Source organism: Microbulbifer sp. MI-G (assembly GCF_030440425.1).
In the GTDB taxonomy this organism is placed as follows: Bacteria; Pseudomonadota; Gammaproteobacteria; order Pseudomonadales; family Cellvibrionaceae; genus Microbulbifer; species Microbulbifer spongiae.
This window is the reverse complement of the sequence record NZ_CP098023.1, coordinates 20,370-45,808: the sequence shown is the minus strand read 5'-3', so window position 1 is coordinate 45,808 and position 25,439 is coordinate 20,370. Positions and strand designations below refer to the sequence as shown.

The following is a 25,439-nucleotide window of genomic DNA, read 5'->3' as shown; positions in this document are numbered from 1 at the left end:
AACGAAACCTTAAAAAGCAACAACTTGTGCCCCGCCGCGCAATCCGCTAGATTGCCGCGCTCCCCCCACTTCAACAGTAAAGAGAGTTGCAATGAGCAAGCCTTTTGTAGCGATCCTGATGGGTTCCGACTCCGATCTGCCCGTGATGGAGGCCGCTTTCGGCGTTTTGGACAAGTTTGATATTCCCTTTGAGGTAAAAGTCACCTCCGCCCACCGCACACCGGAAGCCACCCACAACTACGTGACCGACGCCGACAAGCGCGGCTGCGCCGCTTTTATCTGCGCCGCCGGCATGGCCGCTCACCTGGCTGGCGCAGTTTCCGCCACCACACTCAAACCGGTGATTGGCGTGCCGATCAACGCTTCCCTGGACGGCCTGGATGCGCTGCTGTCAACCGTACAGATGCCGGGCGGGATTCCGGTGGCAACGGTGGCAATCGGCAAAGCCGGGGCCAAGAATGCCGCTTATCTGGCGGCACAGATCATCGGCACAAGCGATGCAACAATGCACCGGAAACTGGTCGATGAACGCCGCGCGAATGCTGAAGCCATCGTCGCCAGGGATGCCCAGCTGCAACAAGACCTGCAGCAGCGCAAGACCAAGTGATCCCGGCGCGGCCATGACCTATTCCCCCTTTGCTGTCGCACAGGCCGCCCGCACCCTGGCAGCAGGGGGTGTTATTGCCCACCCCACTGAATCCGTGTGGGGCCTCGCCTGTGATCCCTATAATTTACAGGCGGTGAAGCGTTTGCTGCGCCTGAAGCGCCGACCGCTGGAAAAAGGATTGATCCTGGTTTCCGGTGAAATGGACAGCTTTGGCAATTTCCTGGCGGCGCTCAGCGATGATCAGCGGCGACAATTGCGCGATACCTGGCCAGGCCCCGTGACTTGGCTGGTGCCGCATTTCAATCGCATACCTTACTGGATCTGCGGCGCCCACGCGTCAGTGGCACTGCGCTGCACCAGCCATCCATTTACCGCGGCGTTAACACACGCCTTTGGCGGCGCTATTGTATCCACCTCTGCCAACCCGATGGGATGTCAGCCGGCCCGGCAAAAGTATCAGGTGCTGCGCTACTTTGGCGATGCCCTCGACTTTGTCGGTGGTGGCGCTACCGGTGGCCACAGCGCGCCCAGTGAGATCCGAGACCTGCTCAGCGGCAGGGTAATGAGACCCGGCGCTTGATCGCCCAACAGCTACCCGGTGTGTGTCTATGAACGAAATCAATACCAAGGCCGTCAAATCCTACCTGCACGAGCTGCAGGACCGTATTTGCAATGCCCTTGGGCGGGAGGATGGCCACGGGTTTCACGAGGATACCTGGGAGAGGCCCGAAGGGGGCGGTGGCCGAACTCGCGTGCTGGAAGAGGGCAATCTGATAGAAAAGGGCGGTGTCAACTTTTCCCATGTCTATGGCGATGGCCTGCCACCCTCTGCCACAGCCAGCCGCCCCGAACTGGCCGGCTGCACTTATGAAGCCATGGGCGTTTCCCTGGTGATCCATCCGCACAATCCCTATGTGCCTACCAGCCATGCCAACGTGCGCCTGTTCGTCGCCAGAAAATCCGGTTCCGCGCCAATCTGGTGGTTTGGCGGAGGCTATGATCTGACGCCCTATTACGGTTTTGAAGAGGATGCTGTGCACTGGCATAGCACCGCAAAGCAGGCCTGTGAACCGTTTGGACAGGAGATCTACCCCCGCTTCAAGCAGTGGTGCGACCAGTATTTCTACCTGAAACACCGCGCAGAAGCGCGCGGCGTGGGCGGGCTCTTTTACGATGACTTCAACGAGGGTGGTTTCGATAACGCCTTCGCACTGACGCGCGCCGTGGGCGACAGTTACCTGGAGGCCTACCTGCCGATCGTGCAGAGGCGCAGGACCGCAAGCTACGGCGAGCGGGAGCGGGATTTCCAACTGTACCGCCGCGGTCGCTATGTGGAGTTCAATCTGGTATTCGATCGCGGCACGCTGTTTGGATTGCAAAGCGGTGGGCGCACCGAGTCGATCCTGATGTCACTGCCGCCACTGGTGCGCTGGAAGTACGCCTGGCAACCGGAACCGGGCTCCGCTGAGGAAAAACTTTATACCGACTTTCTACCCCACAGGAACTGGGTCTGACCACAGAATGAGCCACAACGGAGGCGCACCGTGCACCAGGCGCGACTGGAAAATATCAACGCCCTGTTTCTCGACTACCGGCGTCATTTCGAAACCGGCAATGCGGAGGAGATCGCGGACTTTTACCGGTTTCCCCTGCACTACTATCGCGAGAATGGTGACAAGCTGGTTATCCACCGCAGCGCTTTTGTGCAGCAGGTGCATAAGTTGCTGTCGGCCTATCGCCGTCTGGCAGTCAACCAGATCCTGGGCACGGTCACGGAGGTGCTGGCGCTGAATAACTTCAGCAGTCTCGCCAGTGTGCGCTGGACATTGCTGCACCAGCAGGACAATACCCGGACAGGTGAACTATACAGCTCCCAGACCCGCTACCTGATTACGGAAACACCACCGAGTCTGAAGGTTGACGGGCTGTTCATTGTCGATGAAAGTGCCAAAATCCGCGAGGCGGTAAGAGCCCGCAAGAGGTTACTGCTGTGAGCGATCACTACGCCGTGGTAGGCAACCCCATAGCACATTCCCTGTCCCCACACATTCACTGCGCCTTTGCTGAGCAAACCGGTGAAGACCTGCTCTACAGCAAACTCCTGGCGCCGTTGGACGCATTCGCGGAATGTGCGCGCACGTTTTTTACCGAAGGGGGGTGCGGCCTCAATATCACACTGCCTTTCAAACTCGAAGCCCTCGATCTGGCCGATCAACTCACCGACCGTGCCGCAGCGGCTGGGGCGGTCAATACCCTGCTCTGCCAAGAGGATGGCCGGTTGCTCGGCGACAACACCGATGGCGCAGGACTGGTCGCCGATCTCTGCCGCAATCTGGGCTGGGGGATTCGCGATAAACGGGTTTTGCTCATAGGTGCCGGCGGGGCCGCGCGCGGGGCCCTGCTGCCTTTGCTGGCCGAGCAGCCAGCGCACCTGCACCTGGCCAACCGCACCGCGATCAAAGCCGAGCAACTGGCAGATGATTTCTCCCGCTACGGCGACCTGAGCGGTGGGGGATTACAGGGGCTGCGCAGTCGCTTCGATCTGGTGATCAATGCCACCGCCGCCAGCCTGGACAATACACTGCCCACCCTACCGGAACAGCTCTTCACCGCCGGGGGCAAAGCCTACGACATGGTGTATGCTGCCGGGCCCACGCCTTTTGTACACTGGGCCCGCACCCAGGGGGTGCCGGCAAGCGATGGCCTGGGTATGCTGGTGGGCCAGGCGGCAGAATCGTTTTATCTGTGGCGCGGAGTGTACCCGCAGGTCGCACCGGTTTTAACGCAGTTGCGGCGGGAACTGGGTAAGAAAAATAATTAGAGGACCTTGTTTGTGCGGGAATTTGTACGCAATCTCTCCCTGTGTTTCGCCGCGGGCTGTTTTGGCGGCCTCTGCTATGCACTGGGACTCTGGGCCATGGGACACTACGGCTTTACCCATTGGCTGGGGGTGGACCTGGCTCCACGCCTGAGCAGCACCTATTTGTACCAGCGCATTGTATGGGGCGGCCTCTGCGGCCTGCTGTTTATGCTGCCCTGGCGCAGTGCCTGGCTGTTGCGGGGCACCGCGCTTTCGCTGGTACCTGCGGGTTTACTGTTGCTGTATCTGCTGCCTCAGCGAGGCTATGACTACGGTGCCTTTATGCTGGGATACATGACCCCGGTGGTGATTGTGCTCGCCTGCGCCCTTGGCGGCATTGCAGCCTCTGCACTGCTGCGCCTGCAGGGAAAATAGAAACGACAAGCCCGGTCTACAACACCAGCTCCCTTCAGCAAAGCTGATATCGCTCACCCCCTGCGCCTGTGCCACCGCGGGCACGTGCGCGCTTGTTGCAAGTCACGGCATGCGCGCAAGAATGGATAGCCGTGATCTCTCCGGCGAATCCTTTTTTGCATCCGCACATTAGCGCACTTGCTTGATGGTTTGTGTACCGTTTCTGCCCGGTCCGGCAAACGGGCCAAGCAGAAACAGGGCTTTACCTAAGCGGGAGACAAACTGTTGTCTGCTATGTGGTTTAAAAATTAAGCAAAAATTTCTCCCGCAAAGCCGCGCTCGCTACAACAGTTCACAATCAAAACCTTTCAAACCCGGGCCTGGCAGGTAAAAACCGGGGCAGTGTTTGGGAAAAGTTTTTCACAAGCTGTTTACAACGTTGTCTCACGGGGCTAATGTGTTGCGACAACGTTGTCACAACCCGAAAGTACGGTAGCCAACGTGGCCTATAAGAATAACTTTCAGAGGGAATTACCGTGAAAATACTCAGCTCTAGCATTCGCAACCTTACCGGCGGCCGCAGCCGCCTGCTGCATAGCTCGCTGGCTGTCCTAGCCCTGTCCGGCGTGGTCGGCACACTCCACGCACAGGAGACGGCACTGGAAGAAGTGGTTGTCACCGGCATTCGCGCCAGCATCACGGAATCGGTGAACGCCAAGCGCAGCGCCAACGCCATCGTTGACGCCATCACGGCCGAAGACCTGGGCAAATTCCCGGACAAGAATGTAGCGGATTCCCTGTCCCGGATTACCGGTGTTTCCGTAACCCGCGGCTTCGGCGAAGGTGAAAAAATTGCCGTGCGGGGCACCTCTCCGAACCAGAACCGCACGCTCCTGAACGGTGCCGCCGTGGCCTCTGCCGATTGGTTTATTCTGGACAATCCCTCCCGCGCATTTAATTACACCCTGCTGCCCTCAACCATCGTATCCGCCCTGGAAGTCTACAAAACCCCCCAGGCCAGCATTCAGGAGGGCTCCCTGGGGGGCACGGTGATGCTGCATACCCGGCGGCCCCTCGACATGGCCCAGAACACCGGTGCCCTTCAGGTGCAGGGACAGTACTCGGAAACCTCGGAGGAATGGGACCCCAGCATCAGCGCGCTGTACTCCTGGAAAAACGACGCCGAGAATCTGGGCTTCAATATTTCCCTGACCCGGCAGGACCGCACGCTACTGCGCGAAGGCACCGAGGTGCTGGGTTTCGAAAACCAGGATTTCGGCCGCGGCGCCCTGTGGGTGCCACGGGCGCTCGGCGATGCCTATTTCGAGCAGGCCCGTGAGCGGGAGACGGTGCTGTTCACCGGCCAGTGGCGCCCCTCGGACAACGGCCAGTTTACCCTGACCTACCTGGACTCCGGCCTGGATGCGGACAATTCCAACTACAACCGCTACGAGTGGCTGAATGGCAACAACGGCGGCACCATTGATCCCGCCACCGCAGTAGTGACCGGCAGCGGGGTCATCGCCGGTGAAGTGGCGAACAGCTTCGCCGAATACTATGTGATCGATCGCGTGTCCTACTCTGAAACCGGATCGCTGGATCTGCACTACGAGCACAACTTCGAGCAACTCACCCTGCACGCCCGCCTCGGCCACACCGAGGCCGAGGGCGGCACTGCCCGGGATCGCCACTACGGCTGGGGCGCTTCCCTCGACCGCACCGAATTCAATGGCCTGAGCCACACCCCCTACCTGAACGGCCAGGTTGAAAGCGATGCGCAATTGGGAGCACGCGGACTTGGCTGGATGCAGGAAAATGCCCGTGTGATGGATGACGATGAAAATTACGCCAGCATCGATATTGACTTTGCCCTCGACGCCGGGGTGTTCAACAGCCTCAAGAGCGGCCTGCTGTACCGCGATCACAACAAGGGCCAGATGATGACCCTGACACGCTTCCACTGGCTCAGCGATGCCATGCACGCTGACGGCACCACCACGTACGGCGAGGGGGATACCACCGGCTGGAACCGCTGGTTGTACGGTAACCTGGATGCAGGCCTGCTCGGCAACTACACCCGCAACGCTTCCGGGGCGCCCTATCCGCTGATGGATATCAGTGCGGCGCAGAGCGCGATCTTCCCAGCAGAGGCTTACGAAAACGCGGTGACGGTGCTCAACCTGCCGGAGAATTGGAATGTGGAGGAAGAGATACTGGCCGCCTATGGGCAAGCGGATTTCGAGGGCGAGGGTTTCCGCGGTAACCTCGGCCTGCGCATGGTGCAAACCCGGGTCGGGTCCAGCGGTTATAACCTGCAAGGTGACCCCCTGGCAGCGGCCATTGACATGGTGGGTGGCTACGATCTGCTCGTAGCACTGGTTGACCCGGCAACCGAGGAGTTCAATGTCCGCCGGGAAACCCTGGAGCACGACTACACCGAAATCCTGCCAAGTGCCAATGTGGCCTTTGACATCGCCGAAAACCAAGTCCTGCGTCTCTCCGCGGCCCGTGTTATGGCGCGCCCCGACTACATCACCATCGCGAACCAGGAATCGGCCAACCTCGATACCCAGGTCGGCCGCCGCGGCAACCCGCAACTGGAACCGGAAACCGCCAACCAGTTCGATCTGGCCTGGGAGTGGTACTTTACCGAGGGCGCGGTGCTGGCCGCCACTTACTTCCAGAAGGATATTGCGAACTCGGTGATCAACAGCACCTCGGTGGACTTTCGCTTCGACGAGCGACTCGGCGAGGATATCCCTGTGCTGTTTATCCAGCCGGTTAATGGCAAGGGCGCCAAGGTTTCCGGTATCGAGCTGAGCTACCAGCAAAACTTCGGCAACTTCGGTGTCATTGCCAACTACACCTATACCGACGCGAACAGCCGCGATACGCGCGATCCTGTCAACAATCCCGGCTCCGGCCTGATCCCGGGCCAGTCCGAAAACATGGCCAACCTGACTGGCTTTTATGAGAACGACTGGATCAGCGCGCGCCTGGCCTACAACTTCCGCACCCAATGGTACGATGGCCTGTCCGAGTTCGGTTCCGAAGCCTACATCGACGATTACGGTCAGTGGGATGCCAGCATCACCGTCTCTCCCTGGGAAAACTGGGACTTTGTGCTGGAGGCCATCAACCTGACCGGTGAGGAACTCGCCTACTACCACATCGACCAGGAACGCGAGGCCCGCCGGTACGACAATGGTACGCGCGTGCTTCTGGGAGCAAACTACCACTTCTGAGGTCTCGCCTGGGTGCCGGGCACTGCGCCGGCACCCGGCGAAAAGTCATGGCCAGAGGATTACCCTGGTCCCTGTCTGGTTCGACCTGTCCCGCTAGAGGCATGGCGGTCTTTTTCAGAGGAGTGAACATGTACACCGGGATGGAGACTGAATCCGTTCTTTACCTGGGTATTGACGGTGGTGGCAGCAAGTGCCGGGCACGGATCGCCGGTGCCGGCAGAGAAGGCGTGGGTGTGGCGGGCCCGGCCAATCCCTTCCAAAACCTTGCCCGGGCCTGTGAGTCAATTCAACAGGCCGCAGAGCTGGCGCTGGCCGATGCCGGCCTGCCAGCGAATACGCTGGGCAGGCTGGTGGCCGGGGCCGGGCTGGCCGGTGTAAATATTCCCCATGTGCGCGAGCAACTGCTGGCCTGGCGACACCCCTTTTCCGCACTGTACCTGACCGACGACATCCAAATTGCCTTTCTCGGTGCCCACGCCGGAGCCGAAGGCGCGGTGATTGTTGCGGGAACCGGTTCCGTGGGTTACTCCAGCCTGAATGGCGGCCTCAGCATCGGGGCCCACGGTTTTCCCTTTGCTGACAAGGGCTCCGGCGCATGGTTGGGTTTAAAGGCACTGGAGGCGGCACTGCTGGCACTGGATGCCCTCGGTCCAGACACAGCCCTGCTGCCGGCCCTGGAAGAGGAGTTGCAGGCCCGCGGCCTGGGTCTGGTGGGTGCCATGGCAGGCGCGGGCCAGCGGGAATACGGGCGCCTGGCACCCCGGGTACTGGCGGTTGCTGAAGCGGGAGATGCGGTTGCCGTGGCCATCGTCAGGGAGGGCGTGGGCTATCTGGAGCAGATAGCGGAACGCTTTCTGGCCAGGGGCCACAGCCACCTTTGCCTGCTGGGGGGGCTGGCAGACCACCTGTTGCCCTGGCTGGGGGAAAAGACACTGCAGTGCCTGCAGCCGCCGCGGGGGCAGCCTGACGAAGGCGCCCTGCTGTACGCCCGGCAATGTCACGGCGCCACCTTCACAGGACAGGCCATACGGGGCGGTTAAGCGATGCAGCAGAGTGTGTTAAGTGGCATTGACTGGTTGGTAATCCTGCTGTTGCTGGGCTTCTCCCTGGGTATCGGCCTGCTGGTGCGCGATCGCGCGGGCGCGGGTGGCCTGGAGGGGTTTTTTGTGGCCGGGCGCCGTATGCGCTGGTGGTTTTTGGGTACCTCCATTGTCGCAACCACCTTTGCCTCCGATACCCCGCTGGCGATCACCGGCTGGATCGCCCAGTACGGCATCGCGGGCAACTGGTTCTGGTGGGGCGGGGCTGCCGGTTCGATTGCGATAACAGTATTTTTTGCCCGTATCTGGCGCAGCTCCGGCGTGGTCACGGACGCGGAGATCGCCGAACTGCGTTACGGCGGAAAACAGGCCGCTGCGCTGCGCACTGTAAAGGCCGGGGTTAACGCCACCTTCGTCAACTGCGTTATCCTCGGCTGGGTCTTCGCGGGCATGGGCAAGATCTCCGAACCCTTTATGGACTGGCAGGCCCTGCTGGGCACGGGACTGTATTCCGCCTTTGCCAATCTGTATCCGGAGGCGCTGCTGTTCCACTCTATCGACAATACCATCACCATTTTGCTGCTGCTGTTTGTCACCCTGTTTTATACCACCCTGGGAGGACTGCGGGCAGTCATGGTCACCGATCTGGTGCAGTTCGTGCTCGCCATGGGAATGTCGATTCTTATTGCATTTCTGGCGGTCGATCACCTCGGTGGCCTGGAAGCCATGTGGTCTGGCCTGGCGGAGAGGTACCCGGCGGACTCCGGTGACGCCGGCTTCCTGCCCGCACAGCGGATTGCTTCCTTTGCCCCGGCCTTCGGCGAAGGCGTTGTCGGTGCCCTCGGTATCCCGTTTTCGGCCTTCGTACTGACATTGGGTGTGATGTGGTGGACCTCCGGCCAGGTAGACGGTTCGGGCTATATCTCCCAGCGCCTGTACAGCGCCGAGGATGGGGATCAGGCGGAGAAAGGTGCCCTGTGGTATGCGTTCGCCAATTTCCTGCTCCGCTCCTGGCCCTGGGCGATCGCCGGGGTGGCCGCCCTGGTGATTTACCCCCGCGTGGAGATCGGCCAGCTGGCGGAGGAATTCACCGCCTGTGCCGCTGACAACAGCCAGTGCAACGTGCAGATGGAACAGTGCATCACTGATCGCTATCGCTGCGACATCCCCGGTTATACCCTGCTGACTACCTATACAGAGCGCGTTGCGCAGGCCGGTGGCGAAACCGTGCAGCACACGGTTTACCAGGAAGACCGGGAACGCGGCTACCCTGCACTGATGCGCGACCTGCTACCCGCCGGCCTTCTGGGCCTCGCGCTGGCCTCACTGATGGCGGCCTTCATGTCCACCGTTTCCACCCATATCAACTGGGGTGCCTCCTATATTGCCAATGATTTCTACAAGCGATTGCTCGACCCCTCGGCCAGTGACCGGAGGCTGACCTGGGTCAGCCGCTTCGCCACCCTGGGGATTGCCGGTCTCAGCGCCTGGGTCGCCACCTTTGTCGAAAATATCGGTGCCATGTGGGAGCTCTGGGGCGGCATGATGGCGGGTCTGGGGCTGCCGCACCTGATGCGCTGGTTTTGGTGGCGCGCCAATGCCTGGACAGAGATTTCCGGCATGCTGACGGGACTGATCCTGGCCTGCTGGAATTTTCTCGCGGGGCGCGGGGGTGGCTTTGCTGCAGACCAGATGTCCATCCTGCCGGGCTGGATGGCGAGCCACCCGATTCACGTGATCTGCTGGATTTCCCTCGCCGCGGCACTGGTCTCGGTGATCACAACCCTGCTGACGCCCCCGGTTGAGGCGGCCCGCATCCGGGCGTTCGCCGCGCGGGTGAAACCCCTCGGTTTTTGGCGCGGATACAATGTCGGGCAGCAGCAGCCGGTGCGCGGCTTCTGGCTGTCTGCCCTGTGCTGGCTCCTGGGGACCGCCTCCCTGTATGCCGGGATGTTTGGGGTGGGGTACCTGCTGCGGCTGGAGCCGGCAACCGGCGTTGCCCTGTTACTGGCCTGCGCACTGCTGTTGTGGGCGACCCTGCGCGGTTTGTCCCTGATCGGCACTGACCGCGCAGGGTTGCAGCGGACGAAAGGCGATGCGGCGCTGCTCCAGTAGCGGCTGGTGGAGTTTTACCCGCGCGTAAAAGTCGGGCCAGTCCTTGCGGCTGGCGGGGCTCCAGGCGGTTTCCGCGCTCGCCAGCAGGCGCGGGAACAGCATGTATTCCAGCCTGTCAGCGCTGCCAAGCAGTTCACTCCAGAGTTGCGCCTGTACGCCCAACAGGTCGCCGGCACTTTCATCCGGTTCAAAGCGGTAGCAGGTTTCGAGATCCGCCGTGCCGGCCCAGTGCAGTCCCGGTTCCGTCACGGCACTGCTCCAGGCCAGGTCGTGATAGGTATGGGGGGCAGGGCAGGCGATCACCGGGTAGCCGAGTGCGCGCACACGCGCCGTGCTGGCGGGTTCCGTCCAGGCACAGATGATCGCGGACTGCTCCAGCTTGCAACCCTCCGCGGCTTCTTCCCAACCGATCAGGGTGCGACCGCTGCGCGCCAGTCGCTGCTGGGCGTAACTGAGCAGATGGCCTTGCAGTTGGCGCGCTGTGCGGTAGCCCGCCTGTACCATCAAAGCCTTGCAGGCGGGAGACCCCAGCCATACGCCCTCGGGCACCTCATCGGCGCCCATATGCACCCAGGGGCCCGGGAACAGCGCGCACACTTCCGCCAGCACGGTGTCCAGGAAGGTGTAGGTACCCGGGAGCCCCGGGTTTAGCACATTGTCGCGATAGTACTGCACAGAGCAATAGCTGGAGCGGTCCTCCGTTTCCGCCAGCAGCTCCGGCAGGGAGCGTATGGCTGCCCGTGAGTGTCCGGGAATATCGATCTCGGGAATCACGGTGATATTCAGGGCTGCCGCATGGGCGACAATATCGCGCACAGCCTGCCGGCTGTAGTAACCGCCGTAGCGCCCCGGACCACTGCCGAACTGCGGTTCCAGCACTTCGTCGTGGCCGCGCCAGGCACCGATGTCCGTAAGAGCCGGGTAGGCCCCGATTTCAAGGCGCCAGGCCTCGTCATCAGTGAGGTGCCAGTGAAAGCGGTTGAGTTTGTAGCTGGCCATGGCATCCAGCAATTTGCGGATTTCTTCGACACTGTGAAAGTGGCGCGCGCAGTCGAGCATAAATCCCCGGTGGCGGTAGCGCGGTGCATCCTCAATCACACAACAGGGCAGGTGAGTGCCCGATGCGAGCAGTTGTACCAGGGATACAGCGCCATAGAAAAAGCCCGCGGCATCCGATGCGGAAAAGGTTACCTCCTTTGGGCCTACTGTCAGGCGGTAGGCTTCCAAGGGGCATTCCTGTAATAACAACCGCAGTGGTGTGACTTCACTGAGATCCCTGGCCGAGGTGGACAGTGGGTGTGCTTGCCCGAGATATCGCAGGGCCAGATCCCCCAGGCTACCCGCCTCGGATACCACCAGGAATGTCCCGGCCAGAGGCAATACCCCTTCGCGGCGGTCGAAGTGGCGGGGCACAGGGATCAATGGACAAACCGGTGTCACCGCGGGCGGGGACTTTTCCGGGGGTACTGGAGCAGTGTGTGGCGGGACGAGAAAATCGTGGGCAACGACCCGAACCGCGGTGACTCCATCATCGCCGGCGACATAAAGCCCCCTGGGCAGATCGCTCAACCGCTGCAGGCTGCCTGCCGGCATACGGATAAACAGGGTGCTGCCCTGCGGTACTACAGGGGCAATAATCACATGGCTGCCCACCTGCCGCAGCAAGCGCGTGCCCGGTCCCGCCGTTACCGCGTGCAGCAGGTCCAGGTGCAGTGTCCAGTTGCGCGGCAACGGCTTTGCCGCATAGGCCAGCGAGATACGCAGGAGCTGGGTATCGCTCCCGTCCTCAGCCAGGTGCAGTTCCGCGCCAATCGCCCTGTCAGATTCAGGCATGGCTGCGCGCCTTCAGGCGTGCCAGCAGGGCTTGGTTTTCCGCCTCGATATGCAGGAAGAAGTCCGGGTCGGACAAAGCGCCGGCCGCTGCCCGGTCAACAATGACCACGGTTGCAGGGTGCATTTGCAGGGCCGAGGCCGGGCACCAGGCGGACACGGGCCCCTCCACCATGGCCTTGATGGCGGAAGCCTTGCTTTCTCCGGTGGCCAGCAGCACCACCAGACGCGCCTCCATGATGGTGCCGATACCCATGGTGATGGACAGGTGCGGCTGGGGTTCGCCCGCGGCGAAGAAGCGCGCGTTGTCGTCGATGGTTTCCCGGGTCAGGGTTTTTACCCGGGTGCGGGAAGTCAGGCAGGAAGTCGGTTCATTGAAGCCGATATGACCATTGCGGCCAATCCCCAGCAACTGGATATCGATTCCTCCGGCGGCCTGAATCGCCCGCTCATAGTCATTGCAGGCACTGATTGGATCAACGGCATTTCCCGGTGGCACATGGGTTCTGGCGGGGTCGATGTCAATATGGGCAAACAGGTGTTTCTGCATGAAATGCCAGTAGCTCTGGGGGTGCTCTGGCGGCAGGTCCATGTACTCGTCGAGGTTGAAACTGGTGGCTCTGGCAAAGGAGATTTCTCCCCGCTGGTTGCTCTCGATCAGTAACCGGTACAGGCTGAACGGCGTAGAACCCGTCGCCAGCCCCAGCACGGAATCCGGCTTCCGCTGTAACTGGTCGCGAAAGAGATCCGCCCCATAGCGGGCCACACCGGCGGCATCCTCCTTAATGACAACTTTCATAATATTTTTGTCCTACGGGTTTGGGGGGTGGTTGCGGGTATCACCTGCGAGCCAGGTCTGGCGGACCTGTAATTCGTCGTCGAGCCAGGTCAGGTTTGCCGGTACGCCTGCGGCCAGCCGGCCCAGGCTGTGCTGCAGGCCGAGAAAACTGGCGGGGTAGAGGGAGGCCATGCGCAGGCATTCGGCCAGCGGCAGTCCAACCTCCCGGTGGCAGTAGCGCACCGCATCGGCCAGACCGATAGCGCTGCCGGCCAGGTTGCCCTCGCGGTTGACCAGGCGACCATCCCGCTCGCAAATGGATTCACCGTAGATTTCAAATGCCGCTTCACTGGCACCCACGGTCGCCATGGCATCCGACACCAGATACAGGCGCCCCGCCGCTTTGGCGCGATGCGCTACCTTGAGACTGGCCGCATGGACATGGTGGCCATCGGCGATGATCCCCACCCAGCTGTTTTCGTCAGCCAGCGCTGCCCCAACCATCCCCGGTTCGCGGGCGGTCAGTGGACTCATCGCATTGTACAGATGGGTAAAACCCGAAAGGCCCGCCCTGAGTGCTGACTGCACCTGAGCAAAACTGGCCTCGCTGTGGCCGGCGCAAACGCGAATCCCCGCTGCGCTCAGTTGCCGGATATGCTCCGGGCTGCAGCACTCGGGAGCCAGTGTCAGCAACAGCGGCAGGCGCCTGGCCTGTTCACACAGCCAGGCGATATCCCCACAGCTGATTTGGCGAATCATCTCTTTGCGGTGGGCGCCGCGCCGCGCGGGGGCGAAGAACGGGCCCTCGATATGCAGACCGAGTATGCCGGGGTGGCCGGCTTCCCGGGCAGCCACAACCGCCTCCACCGCGGCGGCATACACTGCGCGGCGATCACTGATCACTGTTGGCAGCAGGGCTGTGGTACCGCGCCCCCGGTGGGCGCGGGCCATGCACTCGACGGTGGCCATCTCCGGTGCACTGTTCAGCATCAGGCCGCCTCCCCCATTGACCTGGAGATCCACAAAGCCAGGCACCAGGTAACCGTCCCCCAAAACCTGGGTTTGTACTTGTGTGGGGATCGCATTGCCGGAAAGCAGCGCGCTGATATTGCCGCCCTGCACCAGCACGGCGTGATCTTGCAGCCATACCTCGCCATCGAAAATCTTTTCGCAGCGCAGTGCAAACATCAGGGTATCACCGCACAGGTTGAATCGCGCACAATCAGCTCGGGACTGAAGCCACAGTTGCGCGGCACTGTCTCATCCGTGCCATCCCGCCTTTGCCGGCGGATGTCCTCTATCAGCAGACGTGTGGCCCGGCCCGCAATCGCGGTGTTGGGCTGGTGGGCTGTGGTCAGCTTGGGCCAGCTCTGGCGTGAAAACGGACTGTCCTCGAATCCCACAATCGACAGCGTCCGGGGTACGTCAACCCCCGCAATGCGCGCAGCAAACAAGGCGCCGGCAGCCACCTCATCATTACTGGCAAAGATCGCACTGGGTGGTTTGTGCGACTGCAACAGCTTGTGGGTTCGCTCTGCGCCGGAGTCAAAACTGTACTGGCCCTCGAGCACCAGTTGTTTGTCGAGGGGGATCTGGCGCTTTTCGAGCGCATCCTTGTAACCGTTGAGGCGTTCGATACTGGAGCGGTGCGCCATTTCCCCTCCCAAAAAGGCGATGCGGCGATGGCCGAGGCCTAGCAGATAATCGGTGATGTCAAAGGCTGCCTGGAAGTCATCGACAAAAACACAGGGCCCGAGATCGTCAGGGGCGGTCGACGCAGACAGTATGCGCACAAAATGCACTTTCTGCCCCAGCAGCGCTGTGATCAGTTCCGGGGATTCCGAGAAGGGCGGGGTCAGTACCAGACCGGCAATATGACTTGTGCGAACCAGCCGCTCCAGTTTTTCGGCAACCGCGCCACCGGATGCGTGCACCGGATGAATCAGCAGTTCAAATCCCTGTTCGCGGCACTCGGAGAGAATGCCGTGCTGCATATCGATAACATAGTGGCTGTTGGGATTGTCATAGATAAAGGCGATAAAGCTGGCCCCGCCGCGCAGTTGTCGGGCGGATATGTTGGGCTGGTAGTCCAGTTCTTTAATGGCTCTCCATACCCGCTCCCTGAGTTCCTCGCCCACGGAAAGTTCGCGATTGATCACCCTCGAGACCGTTTTGAAGGACACTCCGGCCAGTTTTGCCACGTCTTTGATGGTCGCCATGTGCTTCGTTCCGCAACGGTTCAGTATGTCCCAATTCTAATCTCGAAGCGGGGGATAAGACAACGTTGTCAGCTCTTTTTGAGACGCCCGTCCGGCAACGGTGGAAACAGGACAGTGGCCCAGGGGGCAAACCCGGCCAGACTGGTATAAAGCTGGTTGTGGGCACAACTGTTCAGGACCGTCCATGCATCAGGTACCGGTTCTTCAACTGCACATAATTTTTGGCGGAGTAACAAAAAAAGGCTTTTTCCTTCTCTGTCAGCGGCCGCACCTTCTTACAGGGGGCGCCCACATACAGGTACCCGCTTTCCAGTGTTTTCCCCGGTGGGACCAGTGCGCCCGCTGCCAGGACCACGTCGTCTCCAATGACTGCGCCATCGAGCACAATCGCACCAATGCCAACCAGCACCCGACTGCCGAGAGTACAGCCGTGCAGGCAGGCCTTGTGACCAATGGTGACGTCCTCTCCGATGACCAGCGGCCAGCCATTGGGATTGAAGGGACCCGCGTGGGTGATATGCAGCACTGCCCCATCCTGAACACTGGTGCGCACACCCACCTGGATGCGGTGCATATCACCGCGCACTACGGCCATGGGCCAAACGGAACAATCGTCACCGAAACAGACATCGCCGATAACCGCCGACTGCGGGTCGATATACACCCTTTTGCCAAGTTGCGGGACTTTTTCGCTTACACCATCGTTGTGGCTGCGCAGTGGGGACATGAACAAGCTCCTGTACAATGAATCCTCTATCATAGCGGTATCCCATTTTGAGCACAGGGTCTTGTATGTCCAATCCACTGTTGAATCTTCCCCAGCTCCCCCCCTTCGACCAACTGCAGCCACACCAGGTGGCGCCGGCAATCTCAGAACTCATTGCCCGTTGCCGACAGCAATTGCAGCAGGGTCTCAAGGACCCCGGCTGGGAAAGTACGTTAGTTCCCTTGGAGCAGGCACAAGACCAACTCAATCGCGCTTTCTCTCCGGTGAGCCATCTCAACAGTGTGTTGAGCGGCGAGTGGCGCTCCCCTTATGAGGCGGCGCTCGCTCTGATCACTGCCTACTGGGCCGAGCAGGGACAGAACCGGGACCTGTACGCGGTTTACCAGCAGCTGGCCGGCGCGCCGGAATTTGAACACTGGCCACAGCCGCGCAAGCAGTCGGTGGTGCTGGGGCTGCGGGATTTTGAATTGGGCGGCGTCGGCCTGCACGGCGAGGCGCGCCGGCAGTTTGCGGAAAACAGACGGCGCTTGGCACAGTTGTCCAGCGAGTTTGCCAACAATGTACTGGATGCCACCAATGCCTGGACCTGGCACACCGAAGATGCAGGTGTACTGGCCGGACTGCCGCAAACGGCACTGGCGGCAGCACGCAGTGCGGCAAAAGGCAAAAAACTGCCGGGCTGGCTGATTACCCTGGAAGGGCCCAGTTACCTGGCCGTCATGACCCATGCGGACAATCGCGCGTTGCGCCGGGAGGTTTACACCGCGTTTGTCAGTCGCGCCTCGGAGGTTGGCCCCAATGGCGGAACCTACGATAACTCCACACTGATGGAAACCATCCTGTCCCTGCGTGCCGATCAGGCCAGACTGCTTGGCATGGCCAATTACGCAGAGCTGTCCCTGGCCAGCAAAATGGCACCGAGCACCGAGCGCGTACTGGAATTCCTCAATGACCTCATCGGGCGGGCCAAACCGGCGGCTGAGCGGGAGATGGCGGAGTTACGGGAATTTGCCGGCACAACGTACGGGTTGGAGGATCTACAGCCCTGGGATCTCTCCTGGGCATCGGAAAAGCTCAAACAGCAGCGTTATGCCATCAGTCAGGAGGCGCTGCGCCCCTATTTCCCCTACTCAAAGGTGGTCGAGGGCCTCTTCACCCTGGTGGAGAAGTTGTTTGGGGTTGCTGTGGCAGCGGACAACTCAGTTGCCACCTGGCATGAGGATGTACAGTTCTTCTGGCTGCTCAAAGGCGACGAGCGAATTGCCGGATTTTACCTGGATGCCTTTGCACGCGAGGAAAAGCGCGGTGGGGCCTGGATGGATACCGTTTGCAGCCGCCGCCAAACCGGGCGGGGATTGCAGCTGCCAATCGCTTACCTGGTGTGTAACTTCAGCCCCGCTGCAGGGGAGATGCCTTCCCTGCTCACCCACTCCGAAGTTACCACCCTGTTCCACGAGTTTGGCCACGGCCTGCACCACATGCTGACAAAAATGGATGTGGAGGCCGTCTCAGGTATCAACAGCGTGGCCTGGGACGCTGTGGAGATGCCCAGCCAGTTCCTGGAAAACTGGTGCTGGCAACCAGCCGTGATCCCGATGATCTCTTGCCACTACCAAAGTGGTGCAGCCCTTCCGCAGGCGATGTTGAAGAAAATGCTGGCGGCCAGGAATTTCCAGTCCGCCATGTTTACCCTGCGCCAACTGGAGTTTGCCCTGTTTGATTTTCGCCTGCATTGCTGTTCAGAGGCAATGTCTGCTGAAAAAATTCAGCAGCTGTTGAATACCGTACGCTCAGAAGTATCCGTGGTACCGGTGGCTCGGGAAAATCGCTTCCAACACGCCTTCAGCCATATTTTTGCCGGAAGTTATGCCGCGGGCTACTACAGCTACAAGTGGGCGGAGGTACTTTCCGCCGATGCTTTTTCCCTTTTTGAGGAAAAAGGCATTTTTGACCGCACCACCGGGGAACACTTCCTGCACACTATTCTCGAACAGGGCGGCAGCCGTGATGCCCTGGCGCTGTTTACCGAGTTTCGCGGTCGGGAGCCAAAAATCGATGCCCTGTTGCGCCACTCCGCCATCGAGGGGCAGGAACAGAGTATCAGCCCAGCCTGAAAAATCCGCAGATCATGTCATATTGAGCCGTAGTCATGCCAAACAGTGATAGTCCGGAAACCGACAAGCAGACCCTGAAAAAACGCTTTATCGCCGGGGCGGTCTGCCCCCGTTGCAGCGAGATGGACAAGGTCGTCAATTATCGGAGGAATGGGAAAAATTACCGGGAGTGTATTGCCTGCGGATTTGTGGATGAAATCCGCCTGCAGTCTGCAGCTGCGGAGTTGCAAACCCGGGTAAACCAGACCGGGACTAAGGAGATACGTGAGGAAACGGTTAAATTCATTTTGCCTGGAAAAGAAAATAAAAAGTGAAAAAACTATATTTGTTTTCGGCCGCACTGCTACTCGCTACAGCCGCCGGACTGTACGGACTCAATCAGTATCGCGCGATAAAAAAAGACCAGCAAGAGCAAGTTGCCTCCCTGCTCACCCGATGTGTCAACCAGGGCCTGTTAGCCCTTTTTCGCCTGCAGGCGAACAATTGGCGCACCCGCCCGGATTTTTACCACCAGCAGGAGGAGGCACTCAATGCCAGCGTGCAGCAGCTGCCGCAGAAACTCCTTCAGGGCGAGCCCTTTAAAAAGTGGAAGTATGCGGTAAAAATCTGCGAGCAGCTGACCACAAACAGTAACCTGCAACATATCACAATCTTCAAGCCTTTAGGAAAGTTTTCACCCGGCGAGATTTCAGGCATCAGACATCTGAGAAAGCGCAAGTTTTTGCATAAGCGGGAACGCATGATCGGGGTTTTGATGGAATCCGCCCAGGCAGCCAGCCGATATCTGCCGGACTTGCGCAAGGATATCAATACACAACTGCAGGATTTTGGGTTTTCCGATACTGAGAAGGCATATATTTTACAGAGAATTAATGCCGAGGTCCTCGATTTTTATCAACCGGGTAATTTCTCGGTGAAAAAGGCGGAAATTTATCTGGAGAGAATTTCCGCCCTCAATACACTATTGGCAAAAAATAAAGACAAATACAGTTTCCGTGGCAACAGCTTGTATTTTCACGATCAGAAACTCAGATCCCAGGTTTTGGATTTGAACCGCGCAATACTGCAGGGAGAGGGGACTTTTTTTGCAAATTATACCCAAATCGTGATGCAAAAGCAGATACCGGTCCAGCCTTGACAGCACCTGAAACCGCGTACCTGTTGCGCGCGTATAAACAAGCTCTTGCAAAAACTTATTCTATCCAGGAGTCAGTCGCGGTGTAGTATTGATAAAAACCCACAAGACCCAGGGACCTTGCGCTTATCCACAAAAGAAAACTGAACCAAATGCCGTGATTGCCCCAGCTCTGTGTCATCCACCAACTGGGAAAGAAAACCAAAACCGTCGCGATAAACATGGTATCGCGCATTTGCCGGCTTTTGCCCGCTCCGATAAATACCCCGTCGAGCTGATAACTCCATACCGCCAGAAGTGGCAGCGCGCACAGCCACCAGTAGACGCGTTTTGCCTGATCAATAACGGACCCTATATCGGTAAACAGGGTTAAAATCACCGCTTGCCCCAACACCAAAATTGCCGTCAAACCCGCGGCGCTACCCAGCGCCAGGATACCCGCACTGTAAACGGTGCTGTAAAACCCCTTACGCGATTGCCTGGCGACGGAATCGCCGACCAGGGCTTCGGTAGCATGAGCAAAGCCATCCAGAGCGTAGGAAACCATCATCAGTAACTGTAACAAAATGGCGTTAGCCGCGAGTACCGCATCCCCCTGAGCCGCACCCTGGGCTGTAAAGAACGTGAAGGTCAGCAACAGCAGGCAGGTGCGCACAAACAAATCCCCATTGATTTGCAAAAGCTGCCTCCACGGCCTGCGATCAACCCAGGGGAAGAATCCGCGTTTGCGCAGCTGCTTGGCGATAGTGCTCCAAACGGCACCGTCAACCCGGCTGAGCAAGCGCAGGCCAAGCAAACAGGCAAAGATATCCGCACACACGGTCGCGGCTGCGGCCCCCCTGGCGTCGAGCCCAAGCCCCAGAATAAAGAGAAAATCCAGGCCGATATTCAACAGATTCGCCGCGAGAAGGATATAGAGCGGCGCACGGCTGTCCTGCCTGCCAATAAAGAAACCCAGAATAGCGAAATTGACCAGTGCTATTGGTGCACTGAGCAGACGAATACGGAGGTATGCGAGGGCGTGGGGCGCCGCCGCCTCACTAGCGTTCATCCAGCCAATAATGGGCTCTAACAGGAAGAAAACGGATCCCTGCAGCAAAATGCCCAAGAGCAGTGCCAGTAATCCAGCGCGCAGCAGCCAGTCTGCACCGCCATCCCGGCTGCGTGCCACCAGGCCCGTAGTACCCATACGCAGAAACCCAAAAGCCCACAGCAGCAGGGACATAACACTGGCTCCGATAGCGACACCGGAAAGATATTCCGGTGAAGACAGGTGACCCAGGACCGCTGTATCCACCGCGCCCAGCAGCGGAATGGAGATATTGCTCAAAATCATCGGCCAGGCTAGATTCCACACCCGGCCCAGGGGTTGTACTTCGGGTTGGATATGCTGCATACAGAGAAATCACTCAGGAGCCGGAGGAGACCGCCCGTCAGGTGGTACGCGCTTTCGGTGCATCTCCCCCTTACAGGCCGGGTAGAGAAAATGCGCTACAGGGCCTGGCTGGCGGTAGCGGAACCCTTAATACCACTATATGGCGAAGCCGAGCTGTATCCGGCAAGCTGCGTTATGGGACGAATCATACCTTTACGACCCCTTTTTGGCGCGCTAAATATCGATTGTTCAACTGTCTATCATGCCTTTTTATTCACTGACCTATCGGAGAACCATCGGTATCCCTTCCCTGCATGTTACGGGATCATCGTGTGGCTACACGCGGATAATATTTCCTTCAGCCATAATTCGCTTTGCGACAGCTGCCCTTTGTATCACCCCAATACTGGGAAACTCTGCCTCATCGAACCCGGCAATGTCTCCGTCTCTCTTCATCCAATCCAAACTGTCTGGATAATATTTCATTGCCCGCCCCGATTGACTTTTCGTCGGCAATATGTTCCTTTTGCACCTGCAATAGCTGCAACAATAAAAGAGACATAGGTTGTTGGTTGTACCTTCCGGGGTGACGGCATCTGAAGTAAAAATCTTTTGATCAAAATAACAAGTTGCACTGAAAGCAGTATCGCGGGGGCTCATCCCCGCTCAGTGTATGTAGTCTTGTGTTACTACAGTATGTCCACAAATTTTGTGTGGAATTAACCCTGTGCCGTGCCCGGTACAAGGGCATTTCAGTTACTCCGTAAAGGCCAGCGGCCGGAAATAACAATTACGGGTTTCATGGAAACCCGCAAACACGGAGATCTGTAGGCGATGTTGAGAGGCTTTCACCGGCTATTCGCCTTGCTGGCTGCTTCCCTGTCCGCCCGCTCTGTACTGGCGGAAGAGGAGACTGTTGAGCGCTGGGGGGTCAACATGCCCCGCGGGGTAACGGAAGTTGCCCAATCCACCTATGAGCTGCACATGTTGATTTTTTGGATTTGTGTGGCCATTGGTGTCCTGGTATTCGCCATCATGTTTTACAGCATGTGGCGCCACCGCAAGAGCAAGGGCTACCAGGCCGCACAGTTCCATGAGAGCACTGCGGTAGAACTGGTATGGACGATCATCCCCACCATCATCCTGATTCTGATGGCGATCCCGGCAACCCAGACACTGTACGACATCTACGATACGGAAGAGGCGGATCTCCAAATCAGGATCACCGGGTACCAGTGGAAATGGCGCTATGACTACCTGGGCTCCGAGGTCTCCTTTTTCTCCAACCTTTCCACGCCCAAGGCACAGATCGACAATCAGCAGCCCAAAGGCGCCAACTACCTGCTCGAGGTCGACGAGCCACTGGTAGTGCCGATCAAGAAAAAAATCCGTTTTCTGGTGACCGCCAACGATGTGATTCACGCCTGGTGGGTACCGGATCTGGCTGTCAAACGGGATGCGATACCGGGCTTTATCACCGAGTCCTGGACTCGCATTGAAGAGCCGGGAATTTACCGCGGCCAATGCGCGGAGCTGTGTGGCAAGGACCACGGGTTTATGCCAATTGTCGTCAAGGCGGTTACGCAAGAGGAGTATACAGCCTGGCTCGACAGCCGCGCAGCCACTGCAGCAAAAGCCCGTGAACTTACCGAAAAAACCTTTACGTTTGATGAGTTATTCACTCGGGGGGAAACGGTTTACAACCGCGCCTGTGCTGCATGTCACCAGCCCAATGGTCAGGGCGTTCCCGGCGTCTTCCCGGCAATTGCCGGGTCCAAAATCTCCATTGGCCCCCTGGATGCGCACTTGGATATTGTGGTCAACGGCTCCAAGACAAATCCGGCCATGCAGGCTTTTGGGGACCAGTTGTCCGAAGTGGATCTCGCCGCGGTAATCACCTACGAGCGCAATGCCTTCGGTAACGATATGGGCGACACCATCCAGCCCATTGATGTCCTCAACTTCAAAAACAAGCAGTAAGCGCCCGGAGGAAATTCGGAATGGCACACGGTCCTCAATCTGGATTTAAGCGGTGGATTTATACCACCAACCACAAGGACATCGGCACCATGTACCTGTGGTTCAGTTTTGCGATGTTTTTCCTGGGCGGCTGTATGGCGCTGGTTATTCGCGCAGAGTTATTCGAGCCTGGTTTGCAGATTGTGCAACCGGAGTTCTTTAATCAAATGACAACCATGCACGGTTTGATCATGGTTTTCGGCGCTGTCATGCCCGCTTTTGTGGGGCTAGCCAACTGGATGATTCCAATGATGATCGGCGCTCCGGATATGGCGTTGCCGCGCATGAATAACTGGAGTTTCTGGATACTGCCCTTTGCCTTTGCCATGCTCGTTTCCACTCTCTTTATGGAAGGGGGCGCGCCCAATTTCGGTTGGACTTTTTATGCGCCCCTGTCCACAGAGTATGCCCCCCCCAGCGTGACTTTCTTTATTTTCGCCATCCATATTCTCGGCGCTTCCTCAATTATGGGCGCGATCAATATTATCGCCACCATCCTGAATATGCGCGCCCCCGGCATGACCCTGATGAAGATGCCGCTGTTTGTGTGGACATGGCTAATCACCGCTTACCTGTTGATTGCCGTTATGCCTGTACTGGCCGGCGTGGTGACCATGATGCTGATGGATATCCACTTCGGCACCAGTTTCTTTAACGCAGCCGGTGGCGGCGATCCGGTGCTTTTCCAGCACGTGTTCTGGTTCTTTGGACACCCCGAGGTTTATATTATGATTTTGCCGGCTTTCGGCATTATCTCGGCCATTATTCCCACGTTTGCCCGCAAGCCCCTGTTTGGCTACAGCTCCATGGTGTACGCAACCTCCGCCATCGCTTTTTTGAGCTTTATTGTATGGGCGCACCATATGTTCACTGTGGGGATGCCCATTGCCGGTGAACTCTTTTTCATGTACGCCACCATGCTGATCGCCGTCCCCACCGGTGTAAAGATCTTTAACTGGGTCTCCACCATGTTCCGCGGCTCCATGACCTTTGAGACCCCGATGCTCTTTGCCGTGGCCTTTATCATACTGTTTGCCATTGGCGGCTTCTCCGGCCTGATGCTGGCGATAGCCCCGGCGGATTTTCAATACCATGATACTTACTTTGTAGTAGCGCACTTCCACTACGTACTTGTTCCGGGAGCGATTTTCTCCATTACCGCAGGGGTCTATTACTGGCTACCGAAATGGACCGGACATATGTACAACGAAACCATGGGCAAAGTGCATTTCTGGCTGGCATTTATCGGCCTCAACCTGACCTTTTTCCCCATGCACTTTGTCGGCCTCGCCGGGATGCCCCGGCGCATACCCGACTATGCCCTTCAGTTTGCCGATTTTAACCAGATTGCCAGTGTGGGCGCTTTTCTGTTCGGCGCTGCACAGGTGGTATTCCTGTTTAATGTGGTGCGCACGGTCATGGGCGGGAAAAAAGCTTCAGAAACAGTTTGGGACAATGCCCAGGGGCTGGAATGGACGGTGCCCTCTCCCGCGCCGTACCATACTTTCAGCACGCCTCCGGCTGTACGATAACCACCCGGTAACCAATGAAGCTTAGCGAAAACACAAAAATATCAGCGAAGCTGCTGGCGCTTGCCGCCAGTATGCTGGTATTTGCCATTTTTATTATGCCGCCCCTCTACGATGCCTTCTGTGAGATCACCGGCCTGAATGGAAAGACCGGCGGGCGCTATGAGGCCGTTCCTGCAGCCGTTGATACCAGCAGACTCATTACGGTGCAGTTTTTGGCGAGCAATAATAAAAATATGCCCTGGAAATTTACCCCGAGCGTACTGTCGGTAAAGGTTCATCCGGGAGAAATCATGGATACCGTATTCCTGGCCTTTAACCCAACAGACAGGGATATGATCGGCCAGGCAATCCCAAGCCTGGTGCCGTTTAAAGCTGCGGAATATTTCCACAAAACTGAGTGTTTTTGCTTCAACCAACAGGCACTCAAGGCGGGTGCGCGGGAGGAATTGCCCCTGCGCTTTGTTGTCGATCCGGATCTCCCCCCCAGTGTCAATACCATCACGCTCTCCTATACGCTGTTTGACGTTACGGAGAGGGTCTCAAATAACCCCAACAAGAGTAGAACCAGCTCCGTGCGCGAGGGATAAAAACTATGGCTAGTGAAAGCACTTACTATGTGCCAGAGCAGTCCAAACTGCCAATATTTGCCACTATCGGCTTGTTTTTGGTTGCCTTTGGCGCTGCGAATTGGATCAACGATGGAAGCTCCTATATTTTCTTTACCGGCGCCCTGACGATGGCTGCGGTTTTGTGGTTTTGGTTTGCTGCGGTCATCAGGGAAAACATGGCCGGTTTGAACAGCGAGCAATTGAAGCGGTCTTACGTGTGGGGCATGGGCTGGTTTATTTTCTCCGAGGTGATGTTCTTTGCCGCCTTTTTCGGGGCCCTGTATTACATCAGGAATTTCTCTGTGCCCTGGCTTGGGGGGGAGGGGGCGCTGGGCTCCTCCAACATGCTGTGGGAAAACTTTGAGAGCACCTGGCCTTTGTATGTGACCCCGGACGCCGCCGCCCATGGGGATAGCGCAAAATTTCTGGGGCCAAAGGCGGTCATTGATCCCTGGCATTTGCCGTTGTGGAACACCCTGATTCTGCTCTCCTCCAGCGTTACTGTGCATATTGCCCATGTATTTTTGAAAAAAGGCCAGCGCAGCAAATTCAATATCTGGCTGGGGCTCACCGTGATACTGGGAGTGGGCTTTCTCTATTTACAGGCAAAGGAATACTATGAAGCCTATCAGCACTTGGGGCTGACACTGGAATCAGGCGTCTATGGGACCACGTTCTTTATGCTCACGGGCTTTCACGGTGCACATGTCACCCTGGGCACCCTCCTGCTGCTGATTATGCTGTTGCGCTCGGTTATTGCCCATCACTTTAAACCGGATGATCATTTTGGTTTTGAGGCGGCCAGCTGGTACTGGCACTTTGTGGATGTTGTCTGGGTCGGCCTGTTTATTTTTGTCTATGTGCTCGGTGCCTGACAGTGG

22 protein-coding genes are annotated in these 25,439 nt (G+C 58.4%); 16 read left to right on the top strand and 6 right to left on the bottom strand.

Translation table 11 applies throughout. The features are described 5' to 3' along the window. Positions 1 to 91: 91 nt before the first annotated feature. From purE to M8T91_RS00170, 9 genes are all read left to right on the top strand, one after another. The gene (gene purE / locus M8T91_RS00210) at positions 92 to 607 is read left to right on the top strand and encodes a 5-(carboxyamino)imidazole ribonucleotide mutase (protein WP_301415733.1); all 516 of its coding nucleotides are present in this window, start codon (positions 92 to 94) and stop codon (positions 605 to 607) included. A 13-nt stretch (positions 608 to 620) separates the two neighbouring features. Beyond that, complete coding sequence (gene tsaC, locus M8T91_RS00205) at positions 621 to 1,187, top strand: L-threonylcarbamoyladenylate synthase type 1 TsaC (RefSeq protein WP_301415732.1); 567 nt, start codon at positions 621 to 623, stop codon at positions 1,185 to 1,187. Between the two features lie 28 nt (positions 1,188 to 1,215). Next, entirely contained in the window at positions 1,216 to 2,121 is a 906-nt protein-coding gene (hemF, locus tag M8T91_RS00200; protein WP_301415731.1) for an oxygen-dependent coproporphyrinogen oxidase, read from the top strand. 30 nt (positions 2,122 to 2,151) lie between these two features. Continuing rightward, on the top strand, positions 2,152 to 2,601 hold the full coding sequence (locus tag M8T91_RS00195; protein WP_301415730.1) for a DUF6841 family protein: 450 nt from the start codon (positions 2,152 to 2,154) through the stop codon (positions 2,599 to 2,601). After that, positions 2,598 to 3,428, top strand: a complete 831-nt coding sequence (gene aroE / locus M8T91_RS00190; protein WP_301415729.1) for a shikimate dehydrogenase — start codon at positions 2,598 to 2,600, stop codon at positions 3,426 to 3,428. Before M8T91_RS00195 ends, aroE begins: the two co-directional genes overlap by 4 nt. A 12-nt stretch (positions 3,429 to 3,440) precedes the next feature. Then, positions 3,441 to 3,842: a hypothetical protein gene (locus tag M8T91_RS00185; RefSeq protein WP_301415728.1), complete on the top strand. Its 402-nt coding sequence runs from the start codon at positions 3,441 to 3,443 to the stop codon at positions 3,840 to 3,842. A 515-nt stretch (positions 3,843 to 4,357) separates the two neighbouring features. After that, on the top strand, positions 4,358 to 7,066 hold the full coding sequence (locus tag M8T91_RS00180) for a TonB-dependent receptor (RefSeq protein ID WP_301415727.1): 2,709 nt from the start codon (positions 4,358 to 4,360) through the stop codon (positions 7,064 to 7,066). 128 nt (positions 7,067 to 7,194) lie between these two features. After that, a complete protein-coding gene (locus M8T91_RS00175) occupies positions 7,195 to 8,106 on the top strand; it encodes a glucosamine kinase nucleotide-binding domain-containing protein (RefSeq protein WP_301415726.1) in 912 nt (303 codons plus the stop codon). Between the two features lie 3 nt (positions 8,107 to 8,109). Beyond that, positions 8,110 to 10,221 carry a sodium:solute symporter family protein gene (locus M8T91_RS00170; RefSeq protein ID WP_301415725.1) on the top strand — a complete coding sequence of 704 codons (2,112 nt, stop codon included), beginning with the start codon at positions 8,110 to 8,112 and terminating at the stop codon, positions 10,219 to 10,221. On the opposite strand, the gene M8T91_RS00165 is transcribed toward M8T91_RS00170, so the two are convergent. The 5 genes from M8T91_RS00165 to M8T91_RS00145 all read right to left on the bottom strand — a co-directional run bounded on the left by M8T91_RS00165 (position 10,111) and on the right by M8T91_RS00145 (position 15,775). Continuing rightward, the gene (locus tag M8T91_RS00165; protein ID WP_301415724.1) at positions 10,111 to 12,054 is read right to left on the bottom strand and encodes a beta-N-acetylhexosaminidase; all 1,944 of its coding nucleotides are present in this window, start codon (positions 12,052 to 12,054) and stop codon (positions 10,111 to 10,113) included. The two genes, M8T91_RS00170 and M8T91_RS00165, sit on opposite strands and share 111 nt — an antisense overlap. Next, on the bottom strand, positions 12,047 to 12,850 hold the full coding sequence (gene nagB, locus M8T91_RS00160; protein ID WP_301415723.1) for a glucosamine-6-phosphate deaminase: 804 nt from the start codon (positions 12,848 to 12,850) through the stop codon (positions 12,047 to 12,049). Before nagB ends, M8T91_RS00165 begins: the two co-directional genes overlap by 8 nt. A 12-nt stretch (positions 12,851 to 12,862) precedes the next feature. Beyond that, positions 12,863 to 14,017 carry an N-acetylglucosamine-6-phosphate deacetylase gene (gene nagA, locus M8T91_RS00155; RefSeq protein WP_301415722.1) on the bottom strand — a complete coding sequence of 385 codons (1,155 nt, stop codon included), beginning with the start codon at positions 14,015 to 14,017 and terminating at the stop codon, positions 12,863 to 12,865. Beyond that, complete coding sequence (locus M8T91_RS00150; protein WP_301415721.1) at positions 14,017 to 15,048, bottom strand: LacI family DNA-binding transcriptional regulator; 1,032 nt, start codon at positions 15,046 to 15,048, stop codon at positions 14,017 to 14,019. The genes nagA and M8T91_RS00150 overlap by 1 nt, the downstream gene beginning before the upstream one ends. A 172-nt stretch (positions 15,049 to 15,220) precedes the next feature. After that, positions 15,221 to 15,775 (bottom strand): gamma carbonic anhydrase family protein, encoded by a 555-nt coding sequence (locus tag M8T91_RS00145; protein ID WP_301415720.1) that lies wholly within the window; start codon positions 15,773 to 15,775, stop codon positions 15,221 to 15,223. A gap of 65 nt (positions 15,776 to 15,840) precedes the next feature. On the opposite strand from M8T91_RS00145, the gene M8T91_RS00140 reads away from it, so the two are divergent. The 3 genes from M8T91_RS00140 to M8T91_RS00130 are packed head-to-tail and all read left to right on the top strand — an operon-like array spanning position 15,841 to position 19,027. Continuing rightward, positions 15,841 to 17,889 carry a M3 family metallopeptidase gene (locus M8T91_RS00140; protein WP_301415719.1) on the top strand — a complete coding sequence of 683 codons (2,049 nt, stop codon included), beginning with the start codon at positions 15,841 to 15,843 and terminating at the stop codon, positions 17,887 to 17,889. Positions 17,890 to 17,924: 35 nt separating this feature from the next. After that, complete coding sequence (locus M8T91_RS00135; RefSeq protein WP_301415718.1) at positions 17,925 to 18,203, top strand: YheV family putative zinc ribbon protein; 279 nt, start codon at positions 17,925 to 17,927, stop codon at positions 18,201 to 18,203. Then, positions 18,200 to 19,027, top strand: a complete 828-nt coding sequence (locus M8T91_RS00130) for a hypothetical protein (protein WP_301415717.1) — start codon at positions 18,200 to 18,202, stop codon at positions 19,025 to 19,027. Before M8T91_RS00135 ends, M8T91_RS00130 begins: the two co-directional genes overlap by 4 nt. Before the next feature lie 55 nt (positions 19,028 to 19,082). Here the strand turns inward: M8T91_RS00130 and M8T91_RS00125 are convergent, their stop codons facing one another. Beyond that, positions 19,083 to 20,420, bottom strand: coding sequence for an MATE family efflux transporter (locus M8T91_RS00125; protein ID WP_301415715.1), 1,338 nt, complete (start codon positions 20,418 to 20,420; stop codon positions 19,083 to 19,085). Positions 20,421 to 21,233: 813 nt separating this feature from the next. Here M8T91_RS00125 and coxB point away from each other — a divergent pair. Genes coxB through M8T91_RS00105 form a run of 4 tightly spaced genes read left to right on the top strand, consistent with a single transcriptional unit; the run spans position 21,234 to position 25,433 of the window. Then, the gene (coxB, locus tag M8T91_RS00120; protein ID WP_301415714.1) at positions 21,234 to 22,379 is read left to right on the top strand and encodes a cytochrome c oxidase subunit II; all 1,146 of its coding nucleotides are present in this window, start codon (positions 21,234 to 21,236) and stop codon (positions 22,377 to 22,379) included. A gap of 20 nt (positions 22,380 to 22,399) precedes the next feature. Further along, the gene (gene ctaD, locus M8T91_RS00115; protein ID WP_301415713.1) at positions 22,400 to 23,950 is read left to right on the top strand and encodes a cytochrome c oxidase subunit I; all 1,551 of its coding nucleotides are present in this window, start codon (positions 22,400 to 22,402) and stop codon (positions 23,948 to 23,950) included. Between the two features lie 14 nt (positions 23,951 to 23,964). Further along, entirely contained in the window at positions 23,965 to 24,537 is a 573-nt protein-coding gene (locus M8T91_RS00110) for a cytochrome c oxidase assembly protein (RefSeq protein WP_301415712.1), read from the top strand. A gap of 5 nt (positions 24,538 to 24,542) precedes the next feature. Beyond that, a complete protein-coding gene (locus M8T91_RS00105) occupies positions 24,543 to 25,433 on the top strand; it encodes a cytochrome c oxidase subunit 3 (protein WP_301415711.1) in 891 nt (296 codons plus the stop codon). Positions 25,434 to 25,439: the final 6 nt, after the last annotated feature.